The following is a 501-nucleotide window of genomic DNA, read 5'->3' as shown; positions in this document are numbered from 1 at the left end:
CGATATCCACGTGCTGGTGGCGGGTCACAACGCGCAAACCGCGGCCGATGCAGCGGCGAAGATTGCCGGCGTGAGCAAAGTGCTGCTGGCCGACGCGCCGCAACTCGAAGCAGGCCTCGCGGAAAACATCGAAGCAACGGTGGTGAACATCGCGAAGGACTACACGCATATCCTCGCGCCGGCAACCGCCTACGGCAAGAACATCACGCCGCGTATCGCCGCGAAGCTCGACGTCGCGCAGATCAGCGATATCACGGCAGTGGATAGCCCGGATACATTTGAGCGCCCGATTTATGCCGGTAACGCAATCGCAACAGTGCAATCGGCTGATCCGATCAAGGTCATCACGGTCCGCACGACTGGTTTCGACCCTGTGGCAGCCGAAGGCGGCAGCGCATCGGTGGAGAAAATCGAAGCGGCAGCCGACAGCGGCATCTCGTCCTTCGTCAGCCGTGAAGTGACGAAGCTGGACCGTCCGGAACTGACGTCGGCGAAGATCAT

General features: G+C 61.3%; 1 pseudogene. It reads left to right on the top strand.

What is annotated here, in order from left to right:
- Positions 1 to 501, top strand: a pseudogene (locus tag P0D80_RS51130) (electron transfer flavoprotein subunit alpha/FixB family protein); the annotation flags it as partial.

Source organism: Paraburkholderia sp. RL17-373-BIF-A (assembly GCF_046030175.1).
Classification (GTDB): Bacteria; Pseudomonadota; Gammaproteobacteria; order Burkholderiales; family Burkholderiaceae; genus Paraburkholderia.
This window is presented reverse-complemented; position numbering and strand designations above follow the sequence as displayed.